The sequence below is a fragment of the Noviherbaspirillum autotrophicum genome (assembly GCF_000818395.1).
In the GTDB taxonomy this organism is placed as follows: domain Bacteria; phylum Pseudomonadota; class Gammaproteobacteria; order Burkholderiales; family Burkholderiaceae_D; genus Noviherbaspirillum; species Noviherbaspirillum autotrophicum.
The window spans coordinates 3,659,878-3,685,550 of record NZ_JWJG01000028.1 but is presented as its reverse complement, the minus strand read 5'-3'; the positions used below and the strand labels follow the sequence as shown (position 1 = coordinate 3,685,550).

At 58.3% G+C, this 25,673-nt stretch carries 23 protein-coding genes and 1 tRNA gene; 3 read left to right on the top strand and 21 right to left on the bottom strand.

The features are described 5' to 3' along the window. Positions 1-169: 169 nt before the first annotated feature. From TSA66_RS18410 to TSA66_RS18335, 16 genes are all read right to left on the bottom strand, one after another. On the bottom strand, positions 170-1,054 hold the full coding sequence (locus TSA66_RS18410; RefSeq protein ID WP_040041018.1) for a branched-chain amino acid ABC transporter permease: 885 nt from the start codon (positions 1,052-1,054) through the stop codon (positions 170-172). A 79-nt stretch (positions 1,055-1,133) separates the two neighbouring features. Beyond that, the gene (locus TSA66_RS18405) at positions 1,134-2,342 is read right to left on the bottom strand and encodes an ABC transporter substrate-binding protein (RefSeq protein WP_040041017.1); all 1,209 of its coding nucleotides are present in this window, start codon (positions 2,340-2,342) and stop codon (positions 1,134-1,136) included. 41 nt (positions 2,343-2,383) lie between these two features. Further along, complete coding sequence (locus TSA66_RS18400; protein WP_040041016.1) at positions 2,384-3,094, bottom strand: ABC transporter ATP-binding protein; 711 nt, start codon at positions 3,092-3,094, stop codon at positions 2,384-2,386. Continuing rightward, positions 3,094-3,867 (bottom strand): ABC transporter ATP-binding protein, encoded by a 774-nt coding sequence (locus tag TSA66_RS18395; protein ID WP_040041015.1) that lies wholly within the window; start codon positions 3,865-3,867, stop codon positions 3,094-3,096. The genes TSA66_RS18400 and TSA66_RS18395 overlap by 1 nt, the downstream gene beginning before the upstream one ends. A gap of 158 nt (positions 3,868-4,025) precedes the next feature. Continuing rightward, complete coding sequence (locus TSA66_RS18390; RefSeq protein WP_040041014.1) at positions 4,026-6,173, bottom strand: 3-hydroxybutyrate oligomer hydrolase family protein; 2,148 nt, start codon at positions 6,171-6,173, stop codon at positions 4,026-4,028. Between the two features lie 83 nt (positions 6,174-6,256). After that, positions 6,257-6,994, bottom strand: coding sequence for a 3-oxoacyl-ACP reductase FabG (gene fabG / locus TSA66_RS18385; protein WP_040041013.1), 738 nt, complete (start codon positions 6,992-6,994; stop codon positions 6,257-6,259). A 277-nt stretch (positions 6,995-7,271) separates the two neighbouring features. Continuing rightward, entirely contained in the window at positions 7,272-8,744 is a 1,473-nt protein-coding gene (locus TSA66_RS18380; protein ID WP_040041012.1) for a sigma-54 interaction domain-containing protein, read from the bottom strand. Positions 8,745-9,151: 407 nt separating this feature from the next. After that, positions 9,152-9,532, bottom strand: a complete 381-nt coding sequence (locus TSA66_RS18375) for a MerR family transcriptional regulator (RefSeq protein WP_040041011.1) — start codon at positions 9,530-9,532, stop codon at positions 9,152-9,154. Positions 9,533-9,543: 11 nt separating this feature from the next. Then, positions 9,544-9,957: an integration host factor subunit alpha gene (locus TSA66_RS18370; RefSeq protein WP_084199721.1), complete on the bottom strand. Its 414-nt coding sequence runs from the start codon at positions 9,955-9,957 to the stop codon at positions 9,544-9,546. Positions 9,958-10,017: 60 nt separating this feature from the next. Further along, the gene (pheT, locus tag TSA66_RS18365; RefSeq protein WP_040041010.1) at positions 10,018-12,444 is read right to left on the bottom strand and encodes a phenylalanine--tRNA ligase subunit beta; all 2,427 of its coding nucleotides are present in this window, start codon (positions 12,442-12,444) and stop codon (positions 10,018-10,020) included. A gap of 113 nt (positions 12,445-12,557) precedes the next feature. Next, on the bottom strand, positions 12,558-13,574 hold the full coding sequence (gene pheS / locus TSA66_RS18360) for a phenylalanine--tRNA ligase subunit alpha (protein ID WP_040041009.1): 1,017 nt from the start codon (positions 13,572-13,574) through the stop codon (positions 12,558-12,560). 135 nt (positions 13,575-13,709) lie between these two features. Then, a complete protein-coding gene (gene rplT / locus TSA66_RS18355) occupies positions 13,710-14,069 on the bottom strand; it encodes a 50S ribosomal protein L20 (RefSeq protein ID WP_040041008.1) in 360 nt (119 codons plus the stop codon). Positions 14,070-14,087: 18 nt separating this feature from the next. Beyond that, entirely contained in the window at positions 14,088-14,285 is a 198-nt protein-coding gene (rpmI, locus tag TSA66_RS18350) for a 50S ribosomal protein L35 (protein WP_019141325.1), read from the bottom strand. A gap of 158 nt (positions 14,286-14,443) precedes the next feature. Further along, positions 14,444-14,965 (bottom strand): translation initiation factor IF-3, encoded by a 522-nt coding sequence (gene infC, locus TSA66_RS18345; protein WP_084199719.1) that lies wholly within the window; start codon positions 14,963-14,965, stop codon positions 14,444-14,446. 60 nt (positions 14,966-15,025) lie between these two features. Then, positions 15,026-16,933: a threonine--tRNA ligase gene (thrS, locus tag TSA66_RS18340; RefSeq protein ID WP_040041006.1), complete on the bottom strand. Its 1,908-nt coding sequence runs from the start codon at positions 16,931-16,933 to the stop codon at positions 15,026-15,028. 209 nt (positions 16,934-17,142) lie between these two features. Continuing rightward, positions 17,143-17,219: transfer RNA gene (locus tag TSA66_RS18335), tRNA-Val, on the bottom strand. A gap of 197 nt (positions 17,220-17,416) precedes the next feature. Here TSA66_RS18335 and TSA66_RS18330 point away from each other — a divergent pair. Beyond that, entirely contained in the window at positions 17,417-18,343 is a 927-nt protein-coding gene (locus tag TSA66_RS18330; protein ID WP_040042745.1) for a cation diffusion facilitator family transporter, read from the top strand. Between the two features lie 6 nt (positions 18,344-18,349). On the opposite strand, the gene TSA66_RS18325 is transcribed toward TSA66_RS18330, so the two are convergent. From TSA66_RS18325 to TSA66_RS18315, 3 genes are read right to left on the bottom strand one after another with little or no spacing between them, the layout of a single operon-like run. Continuing rightward, entirely contained in the window at positions 18,350-20,611 is a 2,262-nt protein-coding gene (locus TSA66_RS18325) for a RelA/SpoT family protein (protein ID WP_040041005.1), read from the bottom strand. Beyond that, positions 20,611-20,964, bottom strand: coding sequence for a RidA family protein (locus tag TSA66_RS18320; protein WP_040041004.1), 354 nt, complete (start codon positions 20,962-20,964; stop codon positions 20,611-20,613). Before TSA66_RS18320 ends, TSA66_RS18325 begins: the two co-directional genes overlap by 1 nt. Positions 20,965-20,977: 13 nt before the next feature. Next, a complete protein-coding gene (locus TSA66_RS18315) occupies positions 20,978-21,844 on the bottom strand; it encodes an alpha/beta fold hydrolase (protein WP_040041003.1) in 867 nt (288 codons plus the stop codon). 102 nt (positions 21,845-21,946) lie between these two features. Here TSA66_RS18315 and TSA66_RS18310 point away from each other — a divergent pair, with 102 nt between their 5' ends. Next, positions 21,947-22,729 carry a 3-hydroxybutyrate dehydrogenase gene (locus TSA66_RS18310; protein WP_040041002.1) on the top strand — a complete coding sequence of 261 codons (783 nt, stop codon included), beginning with the start codon at positions 21,947-21,949 and terminating at the stop codon, positions 22,727-22,729. Between the two features lie 95 nt (positions 22,730-22,824). After that, a complete protein-coding gene (locus TSA66_RS18305; protein WP_157691726.1) occupies positions 22,825-24,207 on the top strand; it encodes a PQQ-dependent sugar dehydrogenase in 1,383 nt (460 codons plus the stop codon). A gap of 82 nt (positions 24,208-24,289) precedes the next feature. Here the strand turns inward: TSA66_RS18305 and TSA66_RS18300 are convergent, their stop codons facing one another. Together TSA66_RS18300 and TSA66_RS18295 are read right to left on the bottom strand one after the other, a co-directional pair. Then, the gene (locus TSA66_RS18300; protein ID WP_040041001.1) at positions 24,290-24,943 is read right to left on the bottom strand and encodes a 3-oxoacid CoA-transferase subunit B; all 654 of its coding nucleotides are present in this window, start codon (positions 24,941-24,943) and stop codon (positions 24,290-24,292) included. A gap of 14 nt (positions 24,944-24,957) precedes the next feature. Further along, on the bottom strand, positions 24,958-25,656 hold the full coding sequence (locus TSA66_RS18295; RefSeq protein ID WP_040041000.1) for a CoA transferase subunit A: 699 nt from the start codon (positions 25,654-25,656) through the stop codon (positions 24,958-24,960). Positions 25,657-25,673 lie beyond the last annotated feature (17 nt).

Here is a 25,673-nt window from a genome sequence, read left to right as displayed (position 1 = left end):
CGAGCAGCAGGTTGAAGGCGCAGGCAAACAGCGCAAAGCACAGCACCTTCATCAGGAACACCGGGTACATCATGAAGGGCGCCGCCAGTGCGATGATGAGGGCGATTGCGTAACCGATTTTCTTGTTCATGGTTGAACCGTTTCGTGTGACGACTAAGTGACTACAACATTATTTCTCTTTGCCGAACAGTCCGGCGGGGCGGATCATCAGCACGATGGCCATGATGATGAACACGACGGTAGCCGACGCTTCCGGGTAAAACACGCGGGTCAACCCCTCGATCACGCCCAGCCCCAGGCCAGTGATGATCGAACCCAAAATCGAACCCATGCCCCCGATCACCACCACCGCGAACACTACGATGATCAGGTTGCTGCCCATTAGCGGCGACACCTGCACCACCGGTGCGGCCAGCACCCCGGCAAACGCGGCCAGCGCCACGCCAAAGCCGTAGGTGAGCGTAACCATCAGCGGCACGTTGATGCCGAACGCCTCGACCAGCTTCGGATTCTCGGTGCCGGCACGCAAGTACGCCCCCAGCTTGGTCTTCTCGATCACGAACCAGGTCGCCAGGCACACCGACAGCGATGCCAGCACCACCCAGGCGCGGTATTTCGGCAGGATCATGAAGCCCAGGTTGAAGGCGCCGCCCAGCGCTTCCGGCACCGAATACGGCTGGCCGGACACGCCATAGAAGGAACGGAACAGGCCCTCGATCATGAGCGTGATGCCGAACGTCAGCAGCAGGCCGTACAGGTGGTCGAGCTGGTACAGCCAGCGCAGCATGCTCTTTTCGATGACGATGCCGAACAGGCCGACCAGCACGGGCGCGGCGATGAGCATGACCCAGTAATTGACCTCGAAATAGTTCATCCCCATCCAGGCGAGGAAGGCGCCCATCATGTACAGCGCGCCGTGCGCGAAGTTGATCACGTTGAGCAGGCCGAAGATCACCGCGAGGCCGAGCGACAGCATCGCGTAGAACGAACCGTTGACCAGGCCGAGCAGCAGCTGGCTGAGCAAGGCTTGCAGGGGAATTCCGAATAGTTCCATGGCGGTATATATGCTAAAAATTTGAAGGCACCATGCGATCCTTTCCCGCACGCGGAAGAGAATCGCCGGTTAACTCAGCCTACTTCCACAGCGCGCACTTGGACTCGGCCTTGGTGGTGAAAGCCTGGTCGCCGGGGATGGCTTGTACCACCTTGTAGTAATCCCACGGATACTTCGAGTCCGACGGCTTCTTCACTTCCATCAGGTACATGTCGTGCACCATGCGGCCATCCGGGCGCACCACCCCGTTCTTGGTGTACATGTCGCTGATCTTGGTCTTCTTCAGCTGCGCCATCACCTTGTCGGCGTCGTCGGTGCCGGCCGCCTTCACCGCGTTCAGGTATTGCGTGGCCGCCGAATAGTCCGCCGCCTGCAGCGACGAGGGCTCCTTCTTCATCTTGGCGAAGTATTTCTTCGACCAGGCGCGGCTGTCGTCGCTCTGGTCCCAGTACCAGCTGTCGGTCAGGTACATGCCCTGGGTCAGGTTCAGGCCGAGCGAATGCACGTCGTTGATGAACATCAGCAGGCCGGCCATCTTCATCGACTTGGTGATGCCGAACTCGTTGGCGGCCTTGATCGCGTTGACGGTGTCGCCGCCGGCATTGGCCAGGCCCAGGATCTGCGCCTTGGACGACTGCGCCTGCAGCAGGAAGGACGAGAAGTCGGACGCCGACAGCGGGTGCTTGACGCTGCCCAACACCTTGCCGCCGTTGGCCTTGACCACGTTGGCGGTGTCGTTTTCGAGCGAGGCGCCAAAGGCGTAGTCGGCCGTCAGGAAGAACCAGGTCTTGCCACCCTGCTTGACGACGGCCGAACCGGTGCCCTTGGCCAACGCCACCGTGTCGTAGGCATAGTGCACGGTGTACGGAGAGCATTCTTCATTGGTCAGGCGCGAGGTGCCGGCGCCGATGGCGATGAACGGCTTTTTCTTTTCCGCGGCGATCTTGGCCATCGACAGGCTGGTGGCGGAATTGGTGCCGGCGATGAGCACGTCCACGCCCTGCTGGTCGAACCATTCGCGCGCCTTGGAGGCGGCGATGTCGGCCTTGTTCTGGTGATCGGCGTAGACGAATTCGATCTTCTTGCCGTTGACCGCACCGCCCGCATCGGCAATCGCCATCCTGATCGCCTCGACGCCGCCGGGGCCGTCGATATCGGCGTACAGGCCCGACATGTCCGTGATAAAACCGATCTTGATCACGTCGCCCGAGACTTGCGCTAACGCGGTCCCGGAAAAACCAAACGCCGCAGCGGTAGAAACTGCAAGTGCAATTGCTTTTAATTTCATCACGATCTCCTTAGTTGAACAGCCGACCGATGTGGTCTTTCTTATACGCCGAGCAGCGAATGCAGCACGGGCATTTTGGTATTCAGTTCGGAGGCAGCGAAGGTCTCGACGATCTGACCGTGCTCCATCACGTAAAAGCGGTCCGCCAGGGGCGCGGCAAAGCGGAAGTTCTGCTCCACCATCACGATGGTGTAGCCCTTCGCCTTGAGCGTGGTGATCATGCGCGCCAGCGCCTGCACGATCACCGGGGCCAGACCCTCCGAGATTTCGTCGAGCAGCAGCAGCCGCGCGCCGGTGCGCAAAATGCGCGCCACCGCCAGCATCTGCTGTTCGCCGCCCGACAAGCGCGTGCCCTGGCTGTTCCGGCGCTCCTGCAGGTTGGGGAACATCTCGTAGATTTCGTCGACCGACATGCCGCGATCCGTCTTCGACACGAACGGCGGCAGCATCAGGTTTTCCTCGGCCGACAGCGACGAGAAGATGCCGCGCTCTTCGGGGCAGTAGCCCACGCCAAGATGCGCAATCTTGTAAGTGGGCAGGTTGATCGCTTCCCTGCCATTGATCTTGATCGAGCCCTTGCGCGCACCGGTCAAGCCCATGATGGCGCGCAGCGTCGTGGTGCGGCCCGCGCCGTTGCGGCCCAGCAGCGTGACGACCTCGCCCGGCTGCACCACGAGATTGACGTCGTGCAGAATGTGCGACTCGCCGTACCAGGCCTTCAGGTTGCGGATTTCAAGAGCTGGCGTTGTCATCAGTGCGCTCCTTCCAATGCGCCGCCGGTGGTGCCCATGTAGGCTTCCATCACCTGCGGATTGTTCGATACTTCCTCGTAGCTGCCTTCGGCCAGCAGCGCGCCGCGCTGCAGCACCGAAATGCGGTCGCAAATCCCGGAGATCACGCTCATGTTGTGCTCCACCATCAGGATGGTGCGACCGGCGGATACCTTCTTGATCAGCTCGGTCACACGCCCCACGTCTTCATGTCCCATGCCCTGGGTCGGTTCGTCCAGCAGCATCAATTCCGGCTCCATTGCCAGGGTGGTGGCGATTTCCAGCGCGCGCTTGCGGCCGTATGGCAGGTCGACCGTCATCGTGTCGGCGAACTTGTCGAGGTCGACTTCTGTCAGCAGCTGGCGCGCGCGGTCGTGCAGGATGCCCAGCGAGCGTTCGCTCTTCCAGAAATGGAATGACGTGCCCAGTTGGCGCTGCAGGCCGATGCGCACGTTTTCCAGCACCGTCAGATGCGGGAAGACAGCCGAAATCTGAAACGACCGGATCACGCCGCGATGCGCGATCTGTTCCGGTTTCAGCCCGGTGATGTCGTCGCCGTTGAACCAGATCGAGCCGGAGGTGGGTGTCAGGAATTTCGTCAGCAGATTGAAGAAGGTCGTCTTGCCGGCGCCATTGGGGCCGATGAGCGCATGGATCGAGCCGCGCCTGACCTTGAAGTTGACGTCATTGACGGCGACAAACCCCTTGAAGCCCTTGGTGAGGTTGCGCGTCTCCAGAATTACATCGCTTGGCATTCTCTTTTCTCCAGTAGTGCTGTTACGTGCAGTGCTTTTGCGGGCAAGACTTCGCCCTGCCCGCTTCGCGGCTGCGAAGCGGGGGCGTTGCTGCGTCGGTTTCGATTGATGCGTGCCGCAGAAGACAATGCTCGCGCGGCACGCCTTGCCGGCGTCGCTCAGTCGGGAATGGTGAGCGTGTTGTTGGCGAAGGTGATCGCGTTGGCTGCGGCTGGGGTGGTCGCGATCGGTGGCACGTTCGCCGTAGTGATCGCCGGCGCTGCGCCGGGCGTGCCCCCGCGCGGCACCGTGCGCACCACCTGGCTGCCCGGCAGCGCCGCGCCCGTCGTGAGATGCGCCCACATGCGATCCAGCGCCTGGATCATGTAGTAGTGTATCGGGATCAGGCGGGAATCGTAGCCCGGCAACAGAGGAGTATCGATGAAGGCGTCGAAGTGGTTGCCGTTTTCGACTTCGATGAAGCGCACGTTGGCGCCGGCTCCGGCCATTTGCAGCTTGCCGAAATAGGCGCGCGACGTATGGTTCAGCGGCAGCAGCGTGTCACTGCGGCCGGCCACGATGATGACTGGCTTGTTGCGCAACTCGCCGCTCAGCTGGACTTCGGAGATGCCTTGCCGCATGCGCTGTGACCGCGCCCGCATTTCGCCTTTCAGGGCCGTTCCGCTCACCGGATCGATGCCGGTAACCAGCGCGCGTTGGCATAGTGCGCCGTCAAACGCGAAGTCGGCCAGCTGGGTCGACGGCGACACGCTCAGCAAATCCAGCCTAGGTCCGCCTACCGCGTCGTTATAGACGATGTTGACGCCCGACGTCGGCGGAACGCCGTTGCCGGTACTAAATAACGCAGCCTGCACCAGCGGGTTTTGTGCGACGACGTTACCTGATGCATCGGTATTGGCGAAGCTGAACCCGCACAGGTTGTCGGTGACGCTGAAGCGCCCATAGGTATTGGTGTAGGTCATGGCGATTGCCGGCGTCGCGAGCCGGTAATGCGACGCCTGCAGCGCATCCTGCTCTGCTTCCCAACCATAGGCATGCAACTTATCCAGCGCATCGGCCGCACGCTCGGCCGTCGTGCTGCCGCTCACCAGTCCCTTGGCGGCGAGCGCCGTGCAGCGATTGGCGGAATTGGCGGCGGACAGCAAAGCTGCTCCCGGGCTGTTCGGCACGGCCAGCGCGGCGCACGGCTGGAACAGGCTGGCATAGGTGAAGTAGTCGGCCAGCGGCTTGCTGTGCGTCGTCACCACGCGGTTCCCGCGCTTGATGACGAGCTTGTCGTTGTCCTTCGGCTGGACATTGGGCTCGGACACCACGACCGCATCGATCAAGCCGTGCTTGTCCTGCTCGGCCGCCGCCACCGCTGCCCCGCCGCCGTTCGACACGCTCGACGCGATCACCAGCGTATTGGCCGGCACGATGGCGCGCGCCTTCACTGCGCCGTTGCGGGTGCCATACTGTTCGTTCAGCACGTAGAACGCGAACTCGATCGCCTGCAGCGTGTTCTTGCCCCAGTCCATTTCCGGATTCTGCTGCGAATGTGCGTGCTTGTAAGCGACGCGATTCGGGTACTGTGCGTTGTATGCGGTGCGAGCTGTATCGCTGACCGGCGCGCGGAAGTGAGCATCGGTGCCGGCCGCATCCGCGTCGGCAATGGTGCCGTCGATCAAGGTCACGCGGTTGCTCTGCAAATCATGGAAGCCGTTGCCGCTGCCCTTGTCAGTGTAGGCGACCGCGCAGCCGTGCTTCAGGCCCCACTCGCCCGACGTGCCGATCGCGCCATAGATGCCGCGCGAGCCGGAAGACGTGGCGGTGACGATGCACGGCTTGGCGGGATTGAACGTATCCGGCAGCTGCACCATCAGCACCACGTTCTGCCTGCCGCTGCCGTCATCCGCGTAGGCGATGAATTCCTTGCCGGCGATCTTCCCGGCGCTGCCGGTAACCGTGCCGTCAGCCGTCACGTTCGGGCCGTACAGCCTGCCGTAACCGCCATTGGCAGCCACATCGACCAGGGCGCGGTAGTTGCTCCAGATTGCAAGGCGGCGCAATTCGGCTGCGGTCGGGCTGGCGGGATTGACGATGGCGGGGGCCGTGCCGGCCAAGCCGGCGGCGCCCAGGCCGGCGGTCAGCAAGTCGTCGCTGATGCCGTCGTAGGTCTGGCTGCGCACCGCGCCGCGGATGAAGGAAGGCTTGGCGTTGGCCACGCCGACCGACAGGCCGTTGGCACTGGCGGGGCTGCCGCCGCAGACGGCCAGAACGCTGCCTGCAATCACCAAGGTAATGCCGGATATCTTGTGTCTTGACATAGTGTCTCGCTCCTTGAATTGAACGGCGCACGCGCCGCAAGTCGTTTCTTTTTCTGGAACTACGTGCCACACAAACTGCTTTTCTACAGCGTCATACCTCCACACACTTCAATCACCGCTCCGTTGATGTAACTGGCTTCATCGGATGCGAGGAATGCAAACGTATTGGCGACTTCCTCGGGTTTGCCGAGCCGGCCGAGCGGAACCCGTTCCTCCATGCCGCGCACCACCTTTTCCGGCATGTCCTTGATAATGGAAGTTTCGATGAATCCCGGACAGACCGCATTGACGCGTATCCCATGCCTGCCCAGTTCTCGCGCCCAGGTCTTGGCCATGCCGATCACGCCGAATTTGCTGGCGGCGTAGTTGGTCTGGCCGAAGTTGCCGTAGATGCCGACAATGGAAGACGCGTTGAGCACCACACCCGAGCGGCGTTCGAGCATGACGTCGACCACCGCCTTGGTGCAGTTGTAGGTTCCCTTGAGATTGACATCGATGACGCGGTCGAACTGCTCGTCGGTCATCTTCTTGAGCTGGGCATCGGCCACGATGCCGGCGTTGTTGACGAGTACATCGATCTGCCCGTAACTGGCGAGGGCGCCCTTGACCATGGCGGCGATGCTGTCGCTTCTGGTGACATCGACCTTGAAGCCGATCGCGCTGCCGCCCTGCAGCCGGATTTCGGCCACGGTTTCCGCCACCGCGTCGTCGAGATCGCACACCACCACCCGGGCGCCCTCTTTCGCGAACTTATGCGCGGTCGCCTTGCCAATACCCCTGCTTGCGCCCGTGATGAGCGCCACCTTGTTTGTTAGCCGCACTGTGTCTCCTCGTTATGGCTTGGATATGAAGGCGGGCTATCGATGTCTGTCGCACCGTCGCGCCTTCACCTGCGAATAGCCGGTAATGGCAATACTTGTGCCAGAGATGCTAAGTTATTGAATTTTAAGAGAACTTCTTGATGAACCAGCGCTGTACTGGCCTGCAGCAGACGAGAAAGGCGCAGAAAGTGTCCAGTGATCAGACACTTTCTTTGCCATTTGGTGTAGACGGTTGAAAAACAAGGGTTTGCCGACTGTCTGATAATTAGACAGATGTCTATAAATCAGACAACAACTGATAATCATCAATTTTCTGATAGAGCGTCGCACGCGAAATTCCCAACTGCCTGGCCACCTTCGCCTTGTTTCCGGCAGCATGCTGGAGCGCGGTGCGGATCATGCTTTTCTCCAGTTCGGCGATCGCATCTCCCAGCGGCCTTACCGCTGCCGCACTCGTCGCGACGCCTGCTTCAGTCGGCGCCGGTTCGGCTTGTCCGATACATGACGCAGGCCGCACCATTCCATCCAGAGGCAGAATGGTCGCGAAATGTTCTGCCGACAAACTGACGCTATCCGTCAGCATGCCAGCCTGCTCCAGCGCATTGCGCAACTCGCGCACATTGCCCGGCCAGCCGTACGATGCAAACAGGGCACGCGCCGACGGCGTCAGCTCGCGCTGCGGCATGCCGGTGCGCGTGGCGATCTGCTCCAGCAGGTTTTCGCAGATCGCGTCAATGTCGGCGATACGCTCGCGCAGGGGCGGCAGCACGATCGGCAGCACGTTGAGGCGGTAATACAGGTCGGAACGGAACTTGCCGTCCGCAACAAGCTGCTTGAGATCGTGGCTTGTGGCGGCAATCACGCGCACGTCGACCTTGATGATCGTATTGGAGCCGAGCGGCTCGATTTCCTGTTCCTGCAGCACGCGCAGCAGCTTGGCCTGCACCTGCAAAGGCATGTCGCCGACTTCATCCAGGAACAGCGTACCGCCGTCGGCGATCTTGAACTTGCCGTCGCGCCCCTTGCGCTCGGCCCCCGTATAAGCACCCGCCGCCACACCAAAAAATTCCGCCTCCAGCAGCGTTTCCGGCACTGCCGCGATATTGATTCCGACAAACGGCTTACCTGCGCGCCCCGAGGCTGCGTGAATCCCGTGCGCCAGCAATTCCTTGCCCGTTCCGGTTTCCCCCAGTAGCAGCACGGTTGTATCGAGCTGCGCGGCGCGGCGCGCACGGTGCTTGAGCTCCAGCGACACAGGGCTGACGCCGACGAAATTCGAGATCGAGTACTTGGTATGGCGCAGCTTGGCTAATTCCTTTTGCGTACTGGCCAGCGCCCACTGCAGCTCCGCGAACTTGGACACCAGCGGCTTGAGCTGTTGCAGCCGGTCATACAAGGCAAAGCCGATGGCGCCGATGATCTTGCCGGAATCATCCTTGAGCGGAATGCGCATCACGACCAGGGGTTGGTCGCGAATCATCATGATATCGAGCAGGATCGGCTTGCCGCTTTGCACGACTTCCCGCATGCGGCTGTTCGGAATAATTTCTTCTACCGCCTTGCCCAGCACGCTATCCGCACTCTTGAGACCAAGGAAGCTGGCGTACTTGTCGTTCATCCAGACGATACGCCCATGATCGTCGACCGCCATTGTGCCTTCGCAGGAATCGTCAAACAAATCCAGCAGCGATTCCATGCCGACCCGCTGAATGCCATCAACATCCCAGTGGGAACCGACTGATGCTTTCATGTCTCATCTCCTCCATGCCCTGCTGGCAGATACGGCTCCGGTATCACGGCTCTGACGGCCACTTCCTGGCAAGGCATTAGCTGCCGATTATAGATGCATGACAGAAACTATGTGTACGCTCGCCTCTACTAGGTTTTCACCGAATTTTGCGATGCAGATGGATTTCACATCCTCCAGTGCATCGCTAGCCAAGCCGCTTCTTCCCGGCTCGCAATAATTGCAGTCAAAGTACAGCACGAATCGTCCACCGTTACTTTCGTTAGGATCAAAATTCGAAACCAATTGGCCGACGTCCTTGCATCGCAACAACGAGGGCATTACCGCATCAACGCGAAGCGGGAAGACTGCAATAAAAAAGCCGCTGAAAGCGGCTTGTTGGGAGGGTAGAGGCGGACGCTGCGATGCAGCTAACGCTTGAGCAGATTGAGAATTTCCGTCAATTCCTGGCGGATGGCAACCGTATCGACATCCAGTGGAGGCAGAATGGAAGGGATATCGTCGTTGTCGACCATCCGGCTCTCGAGCTTGTTGCGTGCGCCGCTGATGGTAAAGCCTTGTTCGTAAAGTAATTCCCGGATACGCCGGATCAGCAACACTTCATGATGCTGGTAATAACGCCGGTTACCACGGCGCTTCACCGGCTTGAGCTGAGTAAACTCCTGCTCCCAGTAGCGCAGTACATGCGGCTTCACACCGCACAAGTCGCTGACCTCGCCGATCGTGAAATAGCGCTTGGCCGGAATCGGCGGCAAAGCGATCGCTTCAGGCTTGTTAGAGCGCTCGTTCATGGGTCAGGATGTCAGGCGACGCGTGCAAGAGGCTTGCGGCTGGCCGTTTCCACCATGGCCTTCAGCTTCTGGCTTGCATGGAAGGTCACGACACGGCGTGCAGTAATCGGAATTTCCTCGCCGGTCTTGGGATTGCGGCCGGGGCGTTGTGGCTTGTCGCGCAGCTGAAAATTGCCGAAGCCGGACAGCTTGACCGCCTCGCCACGTTCAAGCGCATTGCGAATTTCGTCGAAAAAGGTTTCGACCATATCCTTCGCTTCGCGCTTGTTCAGCCCCACCTGCTCGAACAGGAGCTCGGCCAGCTCCGCCTTGGTCAGGGTCGGCAGGTCTTTTTCAGCCTGATTACGCGCCTGCGCTTCCTGCATTGCGCGATTAAGGTCGGCGGCCAACACGGATTGAAATTCGGCGGAATTCACGTCATTCATGGTAGTTGTCGTCCCTGCCCTGCTTGCTGCCGACGCACACGCACACTCTTACGCGCACAATCATGCACGCAACCTGGCACCGTGCTTCTTCTCGACGGAGGCGATAAATGCAGCCATTGCAGCATCTACTTTCTCGTCTTGCAGAGTAGTTTGAGTATCTTGCAAGGTGAACCGGAAAGCAAGACTTTTTTCGTCATTTTCCAGCCCCTTGCCCCGATATTCATCAAATAAAACAATGGCTTGCATGATAGCACAGGCAGCATTTGCCTGCCGTTCGGCAACAAATGTATCGATCAGTTCCTGTGCGCGCACCGATTGTTTGACAACCACAGCAATATCGCGGGTCACTGCCGGGAATTTTGAAATTTCCTGGTAAACCGGAATGTCGCGCGCCTGCAAAGCTTGCGCATCGACTTCAAAGACAACTGGCGCCAGCGGCAAGTCGTACTTCTGCTGCCAGCGCGGGTGAAGTTCGCCAATGACGCCGATCTCCTGTCCATCGAGCAAGACCTTTGCCGAGCGTCCCGGATGCAATGCCGGATGCTCGGTTTTCACAAAGCGCAGCGTTTTCGGCGCGAACAATGCTTCCAGATCAGCCTTGACGTCGAAGTAATCGACGTTGCGATGTGCCTGTCCCCATTGCTCTTCCACCGCCGGGCCATAGGCAATTGCTGCGACCCGCTTGGGTTGCGCGTAACCGGCGACCGACAGCGGACCGTCCTGCACGGATTCGTCGCGCAGGAACACAGCACCGACTTCGAACAGGCGCACACGATTGAGCTTGCGGTTCAGGTTGTAGCGCACGTTCGCCACCAGGCTGGCCACAAGCGAAGTGCGCATCACGCTCATCTGGCTGGCAATGGGATTGAGCAGCCTGATCGGATTGGTATTGCCGGAAAAATCCGCTTCCCAGGCTTCTTCGACAAAGCTGAAGTTGACCACTTCCTGATAATCGAAATCGGCCAGGAGTCGGCGAATCGCAAACAGCGAACGGGTATTCTCCGGCGCAATGCGCATCATGTTCGGCGCCACGGGCGGCAGCGCCGGAATGTTCTCGAAACCGTAGACGCGGGCCACTTCCTCAATCAGGTCTTCTTCGATTTCGATATCGAACCGGTAGGATGGCGGCGTGACCGAAAACAGCCCTGGCTCCTGCGTGAACGCCAGTCCGAGGCGCGTGAAAATATCCGCAATCTGCGCATCCGACAGCGGAACACCGATCACCTTTACCGCGCGCGCGGTGCGCATTGACACCGGCTTGCGTTGCGGCAGATTGACGACATGGTCATCCACCGGACCAACCACGGTATCCGTGTCGCCGCAGATTTCCACGATCAGCGCCGTGATGCGTTCCAGATGATCAACGGTCGTCGCATAGTCGACGCCGCGCTCGAACCGATGCGCGGCGTCGGTCGAGAAGTTGTAGCGGCGTGCGCGTCCCTGGATCGCCTGTGGCCACCAGAATGCGGCTTCCAGGTAAATGTTCCGGGTATCAAGCGATACCGCCGTGGAGTCACCGCCCATGATACCGGCAAGTGACTCAATGCACTCGTCGTCGGCGATCACGCCCACCCAGCCATCGACGTCCACTGTGCTCCCGTTCAACAGCTTGAGCGACTCGCCCTGCCTGCCCCAGCGTACGTCGAGTCCGCCATGAATCTTGTCTAGATCGAATACATGCGACGGACGTCCCAGCTCAAGCATCACGTAATTCGAAATATCCACCAGCGCCGAAATCGGACGCTGTCCACTGCGTTCCAGCCGGCGCTTCATCCATTCCGGCGTCTCGGCCCGCGCATTCAACCCGCGAATCACGCGGCCGGAGAAACGTCCGCACAAATCCGGCGCCGATACCTTGACCGGCAGCTTTTCCTGCGTCGTCACCTCGACAGTCTTATAGGTCGGTGCCTTCAACGGCGCTCCCGTCAAGGCGGAAACTTCGCGTGCAACGCCGAGCACCGACAGGCAATCCGCCTTGTTCGGCGTGAGCTTGATGGTGAACTTGAGATCGTTCAGTTGATAGTAGTCGCGAAAGTTCTGACCGATCGGCGCATCTTCCGACAATTCGAGCAGGCCGCCGCCTTCTTCCGATAGCTTCAGCTCGCGCGCGGAGCACAGCATCCCCTGCGACTCGACACCTCGCAGCTTGCCGACCTTGATTTCGAACGGCTTGCCGTCTTCGCCCGGCGGCAGCTTGGCGCCGGCCATGGCGCAGGCCACTTTCAGCCCCGGACGCACGTTCGGCGCACCGCAGACAATATTGAGCAGGGTCCCAGTTCCGGCATCGACCTGGCAAACATTCAGGCGATCCGCATTCGGATGCTTCGCGACCTCGACCACGCTTGCGACGACCACGTTGGAAAACGGTGGCGCGACCGGTTCAACGTCTTCCACTTCCAGTCCGCTCATCGTCAGCAGATGGGACAACTCGTCCGAAGTCATCTTCGGATCAACCAGGGTACGCAGCCAGCTCTCGGAGAATTGCATATTAAAACTTTCAGATATCTCGTTCCCTCCCCGTTCAGGAGGAGGTCCGGCGAACCATGTGTGAATCTGTTCGCCACTCCCTGCCCCTCTGCATGGAGGGACCCAAAATATTCTTAGTTGAACTGCTTCAGGAAGCGCAGATCGCCTTCGTAAAACAGACGCAGATCATTGATCCCGTAGCGCAGCATGGTCAGGCGCTCAAGCCCGGAGCCGAAGGCGAAACCGATGTACTGGTCCGGATCGAGCCCCATGTTGCGCACCACGGTCGGATGCACCTGACCGGCGCCGGACACTTCCAGCCAACGCCCCTTGAGCGGCCCGCTGCCAAACGCGATGTCGATCTCGGCCGACGGCTCCGTGAACGGGAAGTATGACGGGCGGAAGCGCACCTGCAAGTCGTCAGTCTCGAAAAATGCCTTCACGAAATTCAGGTACACGCCTTTCAGATCGGCGAAGCTGATGTCTTCCGCAATCCACAAACCCTCGACTTGGTGGAACATCGGCGAGTGCGTCGCATCACTGTCGACGCGATAGGTGCGGCCCGGCGCGATCACCTTGATCGGCGGGCGGTTCTGCCGCGCATAGCGCACTTGCATCGGGCTGGTATGCGTACGCAACAACAAGGGTTTGCCTTGCGTGTCGTTGCCTTCGATGTAGAAAGTGTCCTGCATCGAGCGCGCCGGGTGGTTTTCCGGGCTGTTCAATGCGGTGAAATTAGTCCAGTCAGTTTCAATTTCCGGGCCATCGGCCACGTCGAATCCGATCGAGCGAAAAATCTCTTCAATGCGCTCCCAAGTACGCATCACCGGATGAATACCGCCGACACCGCGACCGCGCCCCGGGAGCGTCACATCGATCGCTTCCGCATTCAGACGTGCCTGCATTTGTGCATTGGCCAGTGCCTCGCGGCGTGCGTTCAGCGCAGCTTCGATTTTTTCCTTGGCGGCATTGATCACGGCGCCCTGCGCCTTGCGCTCTTCCGGCGCCAGTTTGCCCAGCCCCTTCATTTGCTCGGTGATCTGGCCAGTCTTGCCAAGATATTTTGCTTTTGCATTCTCCAGTGCTGCAGCATCGTCTGCTTCGGCAAAATCAGTTTGCGCCTGGATGACAATTTGTTCGAGGGAATTCATGCGGCTTTTTCGCCCGTGAAAAGAAATCGGAAATCTAAAAACGGCGACTCAAAAACGAAACGGGGCACAGGTATGCGACCTCTGCCCCGCTTTCGTTGTCACATCACCCGAAGGTGTTGCGAACGCTTACAACTCTCAAGCAGCGATGTTGGCCTTCACCTGTTTGACAATCGCGGCAAACGCCGGCTTGTCCATCACTGCCATATCAGCCAATACTTTACGGTCGAGACCGATGTTGGCTTTCTTGAGACCATTCATGAATACGCTGTAGGTAACGCCGTGCTCGCGGGTAGCCGCGTTGATACGGGTGATCCACAGTGCGCGGAATACGCGTTTCTTGTTGCGGCGGTCGCGGTATGCATACTGACCGGCGCGCATGACTGCCTGCTTGGCGATACGGTAGACATTACCGCGACGACCACGATAGCCTTTGGCAAGGTCGAGAACTTTCTTATGACGGGCCCGTGCGGTAACCCCACGTTTTACTCGAGGCATATTAGCTCCTTAGTGAGGTTAAGCGAACGGCATCATCGCGCGAACGGAGACCATGTTTGTATCATGGACGTCCACTGCACCGCGCAACTGGCGTTTGTTCTTGGTGGTTTTCTTGGTCAGAATGTGACGCTTGAAGGCTTGACCGCGCTTGACGGTACCGCCCGGACGTACGCGGAAGCGCTTTTTCGCGCTGCTCTTCGTCTTCATTTTAGGCATAGCAAATCTGTCCTCTCGGACAGCTCCGTTTTTAACATGATTGCAGGTGGCAATACTTCATTGCACTTGGATGCCTGCTTTCACTTGTTTTGCAGTGAAATCGAGTTCACCGCCATTTGTACAAGCCATCCGTTTTACCGGGCAGCTCATACGAATCTTTATTTTTTCTTTTTGGGCGCCAGCACCATCACCATCTGGCGACCTTCCATCTTCGGAAACTGCTCGACTTGGCCAACCGGTTCCAAATCTGCTTTCAAACGCTCCAACATCCGCATCCCGATATCCTGATGCGCCATCTCACGACCACGGAAACGCAGGGTGATCTTGGTCTTATCGCCCTCTTCGAGGAACTTGGTCAGGTTACGCAACTTGATGTTGTAATCGCCGTCATCGGTTCCCGGACGGAATTTAACTTCCTTGACCTGGATAACCTTTTGCTTGAGCTTCGCTTCGTGGGCCTTCTTCTGCTCCTGATACTTGAACTTTCCATAGTCCATCAGGCGGCATACCGGCGGTTGCGCTGTAGGCGCAATTTCCACCAGATCCACGTTCGCTTCTTCCGCAAAGCGGAAGGCCTCAGCCAGACTCACGATACCAAGCGGTTCGTTATTGACCCCAGTTAAGCGCAGTTCCGGCGCAGTAATTTCGCCGTTAATGCGATGCGACTTGTCAGTAGCTATTGCAGTTTCCTTTTAAAATAAAATAATTAAGCCGTGCTCTAGCGCTTCGAGTTCCCTCGATCAGGCTTTGGTGTCGACCTCGTTCTTGAGTCGCTCCACCAGTGCATCGACCGGCATCACACCCAAGTCGACATTGCCCCGCGCACGCACGGCCACTGTGTTTGCATCCCGCTCCTTGTCGCCGATAACGACGATATAAGGCAGCTTCTGAACCGAATGCTCGCGTATTTTATAGGTTATTTTCTCATTACGCAAATCGAGGTTGACCCTAAACCCTTGTTTTTTCAGGTTTTGTGCGACGTTTTGAGCGTAATCAGCCTGTGCATCCGAGATATTCAGAACCGCGACCTGCACCGGCGCAAGCCACAGCGGCATCGCGCCAGCATGGTTTTCGATCAGGATGCCGACGAAGCGTTCCATCGAGCCGACGATCGCACGGTGCAGCATAACTGGCACCTTACGCGTGTTATCGTCCGCGACATATTCCGCTCCAAGACGCCCCGGCATCGAGAAATCGACCTGCATGGTGCCGACCTGCCAAGGACGTCCAAGCGAATCCTTCAGGTGGTATTCGATCTTGGGACCATAGAAAGCACCTTCGCCCGGCAACTCCTCCCAAGTCACGCCGCACGCGCGCAATGCGGAGCGCAGCGTATCCTCGGCACGATCCCAGGTCTCATCCGAGCCAATGCGACTGTCGGGGCGCAGCGCAATCTTGATCGAGATCTCGCTAAATCCAAAATCCTTGAACACCTGCATCGCCTGCTGATGGAATGCCGTCACTTCACCCTGAATCTGGTCTTCGGTACAAAAGATGTGACCATCATCCTGGGTAAACCCGCGCACCCGCATGATGCCATGCAGTGCACCGGAAGGCTCGTTGCGATGACACTGGCCGAACTCGCCGTAACGAAGCGGCAAGTCGCGATAGCTGCGCAAGTCGGAATTGTAGATTTGCACATGTCCCGGGCAATTCATCGGTTTCAGCGCGTAATTGCGATTCTCCGACTCGGTAACGAACATGTTTTCGCGGTAGTTATCCCAGTGCCCCGTTTTTTCCCACAGCGTGCGATCGAGGATTTGTGGCGCCTTTACTTCCTGATAGCCGTTTTCCTGATAAACGCGCCGCATGTATTGCTCAACCTGCTGCCAGATGATCCAGCCTTTCGGATGCCAAAAAATCAGACCCGGCGCCTCGTCCTGGAAATGGAACAGATCGAGCAGCTTGGCCAGCTTTCGGTGATCGCGCTTTTCAGCCTCTTCCAGCATATGCAGGTAAGCTTCCTGATCTTCCTTCTTGGCCCAGGCAGTACCGTACACGCGCTGCAGCATTTCATTCTTGGAATCGCCGCGCCAGTATGCGCCGGCCAACTTCATTAGCTTAAAGACCTTCAGCTTGCCGGTAGACGGCACATGCGGCCCGCGGCACAAGTCGGTGAATTTGCCTTCACTATAGAGTGACACATCCTCGCCCTGCGGGATCGACTCAATGATTTCAGCCTTGTATGCTTCACCAATCGACTTGAAATAGGCCACCGCCTCATCGCGTGGCAACACCTTGCGCACGACCGGCTCATCCTTTTTCACGAGTTCCGCCATCTTTTTCTCGATCGCCTGCAGATCCTCGGGTGTGAATGGGCGCTTGTACGAAAAGTCGTAGTAAAAGCCGTTTTCAATCACCGGGCCGATGGTCACTTGCGCATCCGGGAACAATTCCTTGACCGCATACGCCAGCAAGTGAGCGGTCGAATGGCGAATCACATCCAGACCATCCGGATCTTTATCGGTAACAATGGACAAGTCGACGTCGCGATCAATCAGGTACGAAGTGTCGACAACCTTGCCGTCCACCTTGCCAGCCAAGGCAGCCTTGGCAAGGCCAGTCCCAATGCTGGCGGCGACTTGCGCCACCGTTATAGGTGCATCGAATTGACGTTGCGAACCATCTGGGAGTCGGACTGAAACCATGTTGCTCTCCATGTGAGTGGGAGGTGGAACTGACGCTAGACTAAACGCGAAGAAATCTGCGGACGAAAAAAAACGCGGACTAGCCGCGCTTTTTCTCTGTATTTTGCAATGATGAAAAAGACCCCGACTAGCGCCGTACTAAAACCTTCACGGTTGTAGTTCGCGGTGTCATAACCGGAATGCCTTTCTCGCTCTTACAAAATGTTCGTTGGTAGGCTCGATTGGACTCGAACCAACGACCCCTACCATGTCAAGGTAGTGCTCTAACCAGCTGAGCTACGAGCCTAAAGAAGCAAAATTATAGCGGCAATTTTTCATTTCCGCTAGTGTCTTGTTTGAAACCCGGCTTTACCTTAATCAAATAATACTCGGAGGCGGGCGAAACAGCCGTTAGGCCTGAACATGATCCATCTGGAAATAGCGGCATTGGCAAAACATTGGTACATTCCATCCCTTCCGCCTGATCGCACTACAAATATGCATATGAAAACCCGCGATGCATCATCCAGCCATCTGCACGCACATCGTGCGGGAGATGCTTCACACCATCATTTCACGGAAGGCCGCCGGCAAAGCATCCTGGGATGGGCAGTGCTGCTGACGCTTGGTTTCGCCTTGATCGAAGCACTTGCCGGCTTCTGGTCCAATTCGCTCGCACTCATCTCTGATGCCGGCCATATGGTGACAGATGCCAGTGCGCTGGGATTGGCGCTGCTTGCCCAAATCATTGCAAAACGCCCGCCTTCGGCAAAACACTCGTTCGGATTCGGGCGCGCCGAAGCGTTGGCCGCCTTCATCAATGCACTTGCCATGCTGGCCGTAGTCGGCTGGATCAGCTTCGAAGCGATCCAGCGATTCACCACTCCCGAGCCCGTCAAGGGTGAAGCCGTATTCGCAGTTGCCCTGATCGGCTTGGTGATCAACCTGATCGTGGCATGGGTGCTCTCGCATGACCAGAAAAGCGTCAGTACCAAGGCAGCGCTAGTGCATGTGCTCGGCGACCTGCTTGGATCTGTGGCTGCACTGGTTGCCGGCGCCGTCGTTTATTTCACTGGCTGGTTGCGGATCGACCCATTGCTATCCCTGCTGGTTTCCGCACTGATCTTGAAATCGACCTTCGGCGTCCTTCGCGAGTCCTATCATTTCCTGATGGAGGGAGTTCCCCACCATATCGATTATCTGCAAGTGGGCGAGGACTTGGCTGCGGTAAGCGGCGTGCTGTCTGTGCACGACCTGCATGTATGGGAAATGGCGCCAGACCAACCGGCCCTGATCGGCCATGTCGAAATTGAGAAAATGGGCGAGTGGCCCAAGGTGCTACGCGCCATCAAGACCATGCTTCTGGAAAAGCATGGCATCGATCATGTGACTTTGCAGGCGGAACTTCCGTCCATGACCGAAGGCGATTAATTCAAGCTACTGCCGCTCGACATCAATCACGCCGACTACCTCGCGAATGATCGACAATGCCTTCTGCAATTGCGAGGTCGACGAAATCTCTGCAGTAAATTCCATTTTCGCCTGCCCCTTGGAACTGTGCGTACTAACACCGATCACGTTGATTTTCTCGCGCGAGAATATTTCCGAGATATCGCGCAGCAGCCCCTGGCGGTCATTTGCGAGAATAAAGATATCCACTGGATAAACGGTGTCTCTGCCCGACTCGCCCCAAGTAGTTTGAATGACGCGTTCCAGCGCATTCTTGCGCATCTGCGCCAGGTTCTTGCACGAGGCGCGATGAATCGACACGCCCTTGCCGCGTGTAATGAAACCGACGATGTCGTCGGGCGGCGCGGGTTTGCAGCAGCGTGCGAGCTGCGTCATCAACCCCTCAGTGCCAACCACCAACACGCCTGATTTGGCGCCCTGCGTCACGCTGGAAGCGCGGCTTTTGTTCAGCAGCGGCGCATCGTCCGGCGGGACGTTTTTCGCCGCAGTCTTTTGCTCGTCTTCGCCATGCAGCACGTGTTCGATATTGCGCAGACTGAATTCTTCCTTGCCGACAGCAAGGAACAAATCATCGACTTTTGAAAAGCCGAGCCTGTGTGCCAGCTCCTCCAGATTGATCGCCGTCTTGCCCTCGCGTTGCAGCGTCTTTTCAACCATGGCGCGGCCATGCGACAGGGTTTCCTCCTGTTCGATCGCATTGAACCAGGCGCGAACCTTGGAACGCGTGCGCGGGCTAGCAACGTAACCCGGGCTGAGCCAGTCTCGCGACGGCCCCATAGCGGCCGAAGCACCACCTCGTGCGGTAATGATCTCGACCGTCTGACCGCTTTTCAGCGGCGTATTCAACGGCACCATCGCACCGTCGATGCGCGCACCGCGGCAACGGTGTCCGACATCGGTATGCAAGTGGTAGGCAAAATCGATGGGTGTGGCACCATTCGGCAATTCGATCACGCGCGCCTGCGGCGTCAGCACATAGATGTGATCGTCAAGCGAGGTGGATTTCAGCTTCTCGACCCATTCACGCTGATCTTCCTGCCCCACCACCGCATCGGCAACTTCGGTTTTCCACGCCAGCAGCTGGCGCAGCCAAGCAATCTTTTCGTCGTATTTTTGCGCGGCGAAACTGGAACCGCCCGATTCCTTGTAGCGCCAGTGCGCAGCCACGCCGTATTCCGCAAAGCGATGCATTTCCTGCGTGCGGATCTGTACCTCGATCGCACGGCCGTCCTCCGCGATCACCACCGTGTGCAAGGACTGGTAGCCATTCGGCTTGGGCCGCGAGATGTAATCGTCGAACTCTTCCGGGATCGGTGTCCAGATATTGTGTACTAGGCCAAGCACCGTGTAACAGGCTTTGACATCATCGACAATGACACGGAATGCCCGGACGTCGTACAGCTCGGAAAAGTCGAGCGACTTGCCGCGCATTTTGTTCCAGATACTATAGATATGCTTGGGGCGGCCGCTGACTTCGGCCTTGATACCCGCCGCCGCAAGCTCCGACTTCAGGCGCACAATCGCCGCCTCGACGAAGCTTTCGCGCTCGATGCGCTTTTCTTCCAGCATTCGAGCAATGCGCTTGTAGGTTGCCGGCTCCAGAAAGCGAAATGCCAAGTCTTCCAGCTCCCACTTCAGCTGCCAGATGCCGAGCCGGTTCGCCAGCGGCGCATACAAGTCGAGGGTTTCCCGCGCATACTGGTGCGTCTGTTCGTTCTCAAGCTTCAGCTCCGCGAAGTAACGCAAGGTCGTTACCCGCGAGGCCAGGCGCACCAGGACGACCCGCATGTCGGATGCCATGGACAGCAGCATCTTGCGCAACGTCTCCAGTTGCTCGGCCGCTTGCTGTGACGCGTTTTTTCCGCGGCCGACTTCCTTCTGCCCGAAAGTTTGCTCATGCAGGCGCATCATCTGGCGGATGCCGTGTACCAGATCGGCAATCTCCTTGCCGAATCGGGTTTCGATGCTGCTCGCGGCGACCGGATGGAGCGCCGGCAGTTCGGCCAGCAAGCCGGCGATACGGGTATCGGCATCGGTATTGAGCTGCGCCAGCGCCATTGCCACGCCTTGCGCAAAGGCGAAGGCATCCTGCCCCGTGATCACTGTCTTGCCACTATAGAAAGGCTCAATGAATCCAAGGGCATCGAGCACGCGTGCGCTGTCCTCAGGCGCAAGGCCGGAAGACAATTGCGCCTGCGCGTCGCTTTGTATCGCAGCGATAGAAACCATTACTCAGCTTGTGCAGCGGTGACGACCATTTCAACCAGCCACTCCGGTTTAGCCAGCTTGGCTTCGACAGTGGCACGAGGCGGAGAATTGCCTTCCGCGACCCATTCGTTCCAGACGGCATTCATGCCTGAAAAATTCTTTAGATCCGACAGGAATATCTGGCACATCAGGATGCGCGACTTATCGCTGCCGGCCTCGGCCAACAGGCGATCGATATGGCCGAGCACCTCGCGCGTCTGGCCGGCGATATCCTGCCCGACGTCCTCGGCGATTTGTCCGGCAAGGTAGACCGTGCCGTTGTGGATTGCCACTTCAGACAGCGTTTTCCCAACGTGTAAGCGCTTGATTCCCATGCCACCAACTCTCTTATCCAAGCAAGAATTCTTTCACAATATTGATCTGATCCGCATGCATGAAGGTCGGCGCATGGCCTACCCCCGGCAATTCGACCAGTTTTGCCTTTGGCCCACGCGTAGTCATTGCCTGCGCTGCCTCTGGCGTAACAAGGTCCGACTCCGCCCCCCTGACCAGCAATGTCGGACAGGCAATCGCATCATAGGCCATCCACATCATCTTTTCGGCTTGCTGGGCGCTTTCCGGCGTGACCGCCTTGAACGGAACAGCCAGTCGCAAATCGTAATGGCGTATCCACTGTCCATCCCCATTCTGGCGCAAGACATCCGCAGCCAGCTTGCGCCACTCGTCGTCGGTATGCGGACCAAACGGCCGGATAAGCTCCTTGATGCCGCGCACCGCCTCGTCAAAGGTCTGGAAGCGCAGCTCCTGTCCGATATATTCGCCAATGCGCTGCAAGGCAACGGGATTCAACGCCGGACCGATGTCGTTCAGCACGAGCTTGCGCACCGGATTGTCCGGCAAGGACGCAAGCCCCATGCCAATCAATCCGCCCATTGATGTGCCAAACCAGTGCACGATGTCCGCGTCAACACGCGCCAGCAGCGTCACCATGTCGCTCACGTACTGCGGCACCTGATAGTGCTGCGGATTGCGCAACCAGTCGGATCGGCCGCGGCCGACGATATCGGGACAGACGACGCGATATTCATCGCACAAGGCGCGCGCGAGATTGTCAAAATCATCCGACACGCGTGTAACGCCGTGTACGCAAACAAGAACCTTGCGGTTGGCAGGATCGCCCCATTCCTTGTAGGCCATCTTGTGCAGTCCGGCCGGGGACAGGCATTGGACGGTATTCAGGCGAGCTTGACTCATTTTGTCTGGTATCCGGTTGTCATTCTCGCATTTTACTGTTCGTTCCGCTTAAAATCCTGTTTACCTTCTTCGCAGTTCAATATTTCATTCGCAGAGGACACCATGCATAAAGGGAAGACCGCACTCGTCACTGGCTCCACGTCCGGTATCGGACTTGGCATTGCCAAAGCGTTCGCTGCGCAAGGCGCAAACATCGTCTTCAACGGTTTCGGCGACATGAAGGAAATCGATGCCATCCAGGCCGACGTGAAGGAGCAGTTCAAGGTCAAGACCGCGTATCACAATGCCGACATGTCGAAGCCGGCGGAAATTGAAGCAATGATGCGCTTTGCGGCTGAACAATTCGGCGCAGTCGATATCCTGGTGAACAATGCCGGGATCCAGTACGTCGCCAATGTCGAGGATTTTCCTGTTGAAAAATGGGATGCGATCATCGCGATCAACCTCAGTTCCGCGTTTCACACTACGCGCCTGGCGCTGCCGACGATGAAAGCGCGCAACTGGGGTCGCATCATCAATATCGCGTCGGTCCACGGGTTGGTCGGTTCAGCGCAGAAATCCGCATATGTTGCAGCCAAACACGGCATTGTCGGACTGACTAAGGTAACGGCGCTGGAAAATGCTCATACCGGGATCACGTGCAATGCAATCTGCCCTGGCTGGGTACTGACTCCTCTGGTGCAAAAGCAAGTCGATGCGCGGTCGGAACAACAAGGCATCTCGATTGAAGCGGCCAAGAAAAGTCTACTGTCCGAGAAACAACCTTCCGGTGAATTCGTCACGCCGGAACAACTCGGCGAACTTGCGGTCTTCCTGAGCAGCGATGCCGCCTCCCAGGTCCGTGGTGTCGCGTGGAACATGGATGGCGGCTGGGTAGCACAGTAACCCAGTAACCCGCAACGGCGCGTTTTCGGCCATTTGCTACGCCGTTCGCAGCCTTGCCGACGTCGCTTTGTCGAAAGTCCGCGTTGGAGCAGCGAATGACGATAGCGCCGCCTCTCCCCGTCAAGGAGCACCGAACAAGTGCTTGGCAGCGCGCGTTGCAAGCGCAATTTCTTTGCGCCATCGCCCTGCCGTTCGTCGGTGTCGCCCTTGCGGCAACGGCTTCCCCATTCGGCGCCAACCAATCTGTCAAGGTGCTGGTCCCGCCTGAGGCGGCAACCGCGCCTTTCGACGTTGCGCGCACACTTACCATTCCGAAGGGATTTTCGATCCGCGTGGTGGCACGCGTCGAGGACGCGCGCTTCATGGCGCTCGCGCCCAACGGCGACCTCCTGGTATCAAGCCCCGGCAGCGGAACCATCACGTTGCTACGCCCTGACGGCCAAGATAATGCCCGGCATTCCGTCTTTGCATCAGGCATGCATCATCCGCATGACATTGTGTTCCACGCGTTGGGCAGCGAACAATATGTGTATATCGCCGAATCGAACCGCATCATTCGTGCGCCCTACAGCAATGGGCAAACCAAAATCGGGCCAATTCAAACAGTGGTGGGCAACCTGCCCGATGCCTCCAGTCCTGGCCTCAAGGGCAGCTACGGGCACCAGCTGAAAAACATGGCGCTGCGTGACGGCAAGCTCTATGTGTCGATTGCATCCACATGCAATGCCTGCCTCTCCGATACAAGGGCCGATCCACGCCGCGGCGCGATATATGAGTACGACGCGAATGGAAAGAACGGGCGGCTGTACGCGTCGGGTCTGCGTAATGCGGAAGGTATCCGGTTCAAGCCAGGAACGAATGAATTGTGGGCGGTGGTCAACAGCCGCGACAACATCGCCTACCCGTATCACAAGGATTGGAATGGCGACGGCAAGGATGACTACGGCAAGGTCATGCAAAGCTACGTCGACGGTCATCCGCCCGATCTGCTGGTGAAAGTCAGGGACGGCGGCAACTATGGCTGGCCATTCTGCAATCCGAACCCCGATGATGGGCGGGACAACATGCCATACGATCGGGATGTTCAAATGAATCCGGAGGGCGACAAGCTCGATTGCAACAAGATCGATCGCGTGACGAAAGGCATCGACCCACATTCTGCGCCCCTCGGCATGAACTTTTTGCATGAATCGGGCCTGCCCGCGCCCTATCGCAATGCGCTGGTCACCGCGCTGCACGGCTGCTGGAATTGCAGCGCGCCCAACGGTCACAAGGTTGTGCTGTTTCCATTCAGGGAAGATGGCTCCGTGGGAGACCCTGTCGACTTGGTGACGGGCTGGATCTCGGACGAAAAAACGGGCCGGCGCTGGGGCCGTCCGGTTACGGCAATCCCGAACGGAAAGGGTGGCATGTATATTTCCGACGACTATTCGGGAACCGTGTATCTGCTGCAGTACGATGAAGCGCCTATGCGCTGACGCACAGATACGCCGTACGCTCTTCGGACGCAAAAAAAAAAACGGCGCCATGAGAGGCGCCGTTTTCTGCAAGAGGGTCAGCTCAAGCGACCGCGCTCACATCCAGTTCCGCACCGGTCTTCTCGACCACTTCCTCCTTCGTTACGCCCGGCGCGAGTTCGATCAGTTTTAGGCCGGAATCCGTCACGTCGATCACACCGAGATCGGTAATGATCCGGTTGACCACGCCAACACCGGTCAGCGGGAGGTCGCATTTCTTCAGGATCTTGTGCGAGGTCGTGCCATCCTTCGCCTTTGCCACATGCTCCATCAGCACCACGACGCGCTTGACGCCTGCGACGAGGTCCATTGCGCCGCCCATGCCCTTGACCATCTTTCCCGGGATCATCCAGTTTGCCAAGTCGCCCTTTTCGCTCACCTGCATTGCCCCCAGGATGGCAATATTGATCTTGCCGCCGCGGATCATCGCAAACGAGTCCGCCGAACTGAAGAATGACGAGCCGGCCAAGGCCGTCACGGTCTGCTTACCGGCGTTGATCAGGTCCGGATCAACTTCCTCTTCGGTCGGGAACGGACCGATGCCGAGCAACCCATTTTCGGACTGCAGCCACACCTCGATATCCTTCGGCACATAGTTCGCGACCAGCGTCGGCAAACCAATGCCCAGGTTCACATAGAAGCCGTCCTGCAGTTCCTTCGCCGCGCGCGCGGCCATTTCATCACGAGTCCAAGCCATGTTCGTTCTCCGTATTACTTTGCACGCGTGGTGCGTTGTTCGATGCGCTTCTCGGGATTCGCATTCACCACGATACGATGCACGAAAATGCCCGGCAAATGGATCTGATCCGGATCGAGCTCCCCGGCCTCGACCAGCTTCTCGACCTCGACCACCGTGATCTTGCCCGCCATGGCGACGTTCGGATTGAAGTTGCGCGCGGTCTTGCGGAACACCAGGTTGCCGGTCTTGTCCGCCATGTAGGCCTTCACAAGGGACACATCGGCGACCAGCGAATGCTCCATCACATACTTCTCGCCGTCGAATTCGCGCACTTCCTTGCCGTCCGCGACGATAGTGCCGACGCCGGTCTTAGTGAAGAACGCCGGAATGCCGGCGCCGCCGGCACGCAACTTTTCTGCCAACGTGCCTTGCGGCGTGAACTCCAGTTCCAGCTCGCCAGCCAGGTATTGGCGCTCGAACTCCTTGTTTTCGCCGACATAGGACGAAATCATTTTCTTGATCTGGCGCGTGGTGAGCAACTGCCCGAGGCCGAAACCATCAACGCCGGCGTTGTTGGAAATGGCAGTCAGGTTCTTGACGCCCGCGTCGCGCAGCGCCTCAATTAAGGCCTCCGGAATGCCGCACAACCCGAATCCCCCGACCGCGATAGTCTGACCGTCCTTGACGATGCCGGCCAGTGCGCTGGCTGCATCTGGATAAAGTTTATTCATACCAACCCTCTTATTAT